Origin of the sequence: Sandarakinorhabdus sp., from assembly GCF_041689835.1 — a bacterium.
Lineage (GTDB): Bacteria > Pseudomonadota > Alphaproteobacteria > Sphingomonadales > Sphingomonadaceae > Sandarakinorhabdus.
This window is the reverse complement of record NZ_JBDNFM010000091.1, coordinates 1-3,398: the sequence shown is the minus strand read 5'-3', so window position 1 is coordinate 3,398 and position 3,398 is coordinate 1. Positions and strand designations below refer to the sequence as shown.

Annotated in this window: 4 protein-coding genes; 1 reads left to right on the top strand and 3 read right to left on the bottom strand. The window is 66.2% G+C overall.

All coding sequences use genetic code 11. The annotated features are described in order from the left end of the window. From ACESL8_RS04525 to ACESL8_RS04515, 3 genes are all read right to left on the bottom strand, one after another. Positions 1-471, bottom strand: a 471-nt coding sequence (locus tag ACESL8_RS04525; protein WP_372916404.1) for a nitrilase-related carbon-nitrogen hydrolase, incomplete at its 3' end; no start/stop codon positions are given. 28 nt (positions 472-499) lie between these two features. Continuing rightward, positions 500-1,615: an L-lactate dehydrogenase gene (locus ACESL8_RS04520; RefSeq protein ID WP_372916407.1), complete on the bottom strand. Its 1,116-nt coding sequence runs from the start codon at positions 1,613-1,615 to the stop codon at positions 500-502. 10 nt (positions 1,616-1,625) lie between these two features. Continuing rightward, positions 1,626-3,227, bottom strand: coding sequence for an amidohydrolase family protein (locus ACESL8_RS04515; RefSeq protein ID WP_372916402.1), 1,602 nt, complete (start codon positions 3,225-3,227; stop codon positions 1,626-1,628). 61 nt (positions 3,228-3,288) lie between these two features. On the opposite strand from ACESL8_RS04515, the gene ACESL8_RS04510 reads away from it, so the two are divergent. Next, the coding region (locus tag ACESL8_RS04510) for a glycerol-3-phosphate acyltransferase (protein WP_372916406.1) at positions 3,289-3,398 on the top strand (110 nt) is incomplete at its 3' end.

The following is a 3,398-nucleotide window of genomic DNA, read 5'->3' as shown; positions in this document are numbered from 1 at the left end:
GCACACGTCCGCCGTCCACATGTCTTCGCAAACCGGCACGCCAATGCGCACACCGCGCAAGGTGAGCGGGCCGGGCAGCGGGCCGGCAGTGAACAGGCGCTTTTCATCGAAGGTGCCGTAATTGGGCAGATCATGCTTGCGAGTGATGCCGGCGACGCGCCCGCCATCAAGCAGCAGCATGGCGTTGAACAGCTTGCCGCCTTCCGCCCACGGCGCGCCAACCAGCAGCGCCGGGCCACCATCGGCCGTCACCGCCGCCAGCCGCTCCACCTGCGCTTTGGCCGCCTCGACCAGCGCGGGTTTAAGCACCAGATCTTCCGGCGGATAGCCGACGATCGACAGTTCGGGGGTGACCAGCAGATCGGCACCGCCGGCAGCGCCGCGCGCCTTCAGAATGGCGTCGGCATTGCCGGCCAGATCGCCCACGCTGGCGTTCAACTGGGCAAGGGCGATGATAAGCCTGTCGATCATAAGCCTCGCGATACAGAGGTTTCGGCGATCAGGCCAGCCGGGTGCGACCCGTGAGCGCCATCGCCGTTGCCAGTTCGGCGCGGATCAGTTGCAGCACATGCGCCACCCCGGCTTGCCCGCCCACACCCAGTGCCCACACCCACGGCCGGCCGATCATAACGGCGCTGGCCCCCAGCGACACGTAGCGCAGCACATCCAGCCCCGATCGCACGCCGCCATCGGCGAGCACGGGGATGCAGCCGCCCAAGCGGTCCATGATCGCTGGCAGGGCGCGCGCGGCCGAAATCGCGCCATCAAGCTGCCGCCCGCCGTGATTGGACACCACAATGGCATCCGCGCCGTGCTGCACCGCCAGCGCCGCGTCATCCGGGTGAAGGATGCCCTTGACGATCAGCGGCCCCGGCCACAGCGAGCGCACCCAGGCCAGTCGTTCCCAATCGGCGCTGGCATCAAAATTGCGCCCCAGCCAGCCGAGATAGTCGGACAGCGGTGCCTTGGCGCCGACCAGCCGGGTGAGATTGCCCATCGAAACCGGCCCGCCCAGCAATCCCACATCCACCGCCCACCGCGGCCGCGCCGCCACCTGGGCCGCGCGGTGCAGCATGCCCGCCAATCCCGGCGCGCCGGTCAGGCTGGAGCGCACATCGCGGTAGCGCGCGCCCGGTGTCGGCAGATCGACGGTGAGCATCAGCGCCGGGCTACCCTGTTCGCGGGCGGCCGCGATCATCCCCGCGTTGGCCGCCTGGTCCTTGGTCAGATACAGCTGGAACCAGGGTGCCGCGCCGCCGCCCTGCGTCACCTCGGCCAGCGAACACACCGACACGGTGGACAGCGCCATCGGAATGCCGGCTTCGCGCGCGGCGCGCCACGCCTGCACCTCGCCGCGCCGCGCGTGCAGTCCGCCCAGCCCCACCGGCGCCAGCACCACCGGCATCGCCAGCGCCTGGTCCAGCAATTTCACCTGGGTATCGATGCGCGACACATCGACGAGCACGCGCTGATCAAGCTGGATTGCCGCCAAATCGGCCACGTTGGCCGCCAGCGTTTGTTCCGCGTAACTGCCGCCATCCGTGTAATCGAACAGAAAGCGCGGCACCCGCCGGCGCGAGGCTGCGCGGTAATCGGCAATGCTCGCTGGCCTCAGCATGCCAAAGTCACTGGGCCGCCTTTGCCGCCGCCACCTGCGCCTCCACACTGCGCAACAGCGCTGGCACGTCGTGCACGATGCCATCACGGATGGTCCAGCGGATGCCGCCCTTGGTCACGGTGGTCTGGGTCGCCTCCTCAAGCCGGGCAAAGCCGGTGCCGTACAGCGTCTTGAGGTTGTGCAGCGGGTTTTCCGGCACCACGATCAGATCGGCGCGCATGCCCACGCGCACCAGGCCGAAATCCGGTTCGCGGCCCTTGGGTTCCTCCAGCGTGCGGGCGCCGTTGATGGTGGCGGCCTGGATCACTTCGAGCGGGGCAAAGCCGGCCTCGCGCAGCAATTCGAGTTCGAGGATGTAGCCAAAACCCCAGGTTTGCCAGATGAAGCCAGGGTCGCTGCCGGTGGTGACGCGGCCACCGATATTCTTGTAATCATTCACCAAACGCATGTAGCGAGTGTAAAACCGACGCCATTCATATTCGCGTTCGCTGGTCCAATCGAAGAAATAGCTGCCGTGGTTGTCGCGGTTGCTTTCGAAGAATTTCGCCAGGCTCGGCAGCGTGTAGCGATCGTGCCATTCCGCCCGCTGGGCGCGCATCAGATCGCGGCTGGCGCTGTAGATGTTGAAGGTGGGATCGAACACCACGCCGCTGGCTGTTTGCGCCTGCAGGTACGCCTGCCATTCTGGCCCGCCGGGTTCATGGATCTGGTTCCAGATTTCGGCGATGCCGCCAAAGCGCTTCTGTTCGTCGTTGAAATTGTAATCGGCCGGCGTGTCTTGTACCCGGCGGCCGTCCAGAAGGCTTTCGAAATGCCCATAAAAATGCGTGATGGTGCCAAGGCCGGCGGCGGCGGCATCGCGGGCGTTGAACTCGGCGATGTTGGGCTGGGAAAGGTGGGCAACGGTGCCCAGGCCGAGCTTCTTCGCCTCGTCGATGGCGGCGCGGTCGATGGCGGGGGTTTCGTCGCCGCGGTTGAAGAATTTGATGCCGTCGATACCCGCTGATGCCGCCCAGCGCACCCATTCGCGGGCTTTTTCAGGCGTTTGCACCCGCCCGCCCTTCCAGCCGGCCGATGCGCCGGAACCCAGCGTTTGATACACATACAGGCGCGGGGCCATGATCTCGCCGGCGGCGGCGCGTTTCTTGTCGGCCAGCGCGCGGGCGGTGTCTTCGCCAAAGAATGATACGCCGCGCACCGTTGTCACGCCGTGGGCCAGCCACAATTTCCACGCATAATCAGGCGCATCCATCTTGTCGGGGTCGCCCTGATGGCCGTGCATATCGACGAAACCGGGCAGCACATACATGCCGGCGGCGTCGATTTCCCGCGTCGGATTCTGCGGTGCGCGGCCCGTCTTCATCGGCAGGCCGGGCGTGCCGGAGCTACGAATATCGGTGATTTTTCCGCCACTTATGATGATGTCGGCCGGGCCGTATGGCGGCCCGCCGTTGCCGGTGATGATGGTGGCGCCGCGGATCACCAGCGTTTCATAGGGGCCGGCGGCCATGGCGGGGTCACGCGGGGCGCTGGGTTTCATTTGCCCAGAAGCTGCTGTTGCCGCGGCGTTGGCCAGCAATCCCAATGCGATAGCGATCACGGCTTTCATGCATTCCCCCTTGTTGTCCGCAGCATAGACGCGCCCGGCGCTGCCGGCTAGGCTGGCAAGCATGGACCTCACCGCCATCGCCATCGGCTATTTCCTCGGCTCGATTCCGTTCGGGCTGCTGCTCACCCGGATGATCGGGATTGATATTCGGCAGGTGGGCAGCGGCAATAT

Excerpts from the sequence above, each read along its gene's own strand:
- ACESL8_RS04515 (WP_372916402.1), bottom strand. The coding sequence starts at position 3,227 with ATGAAAGCCGTGATCGCTATCGCATTGGGATTGCTGGCCAACGCCGCG.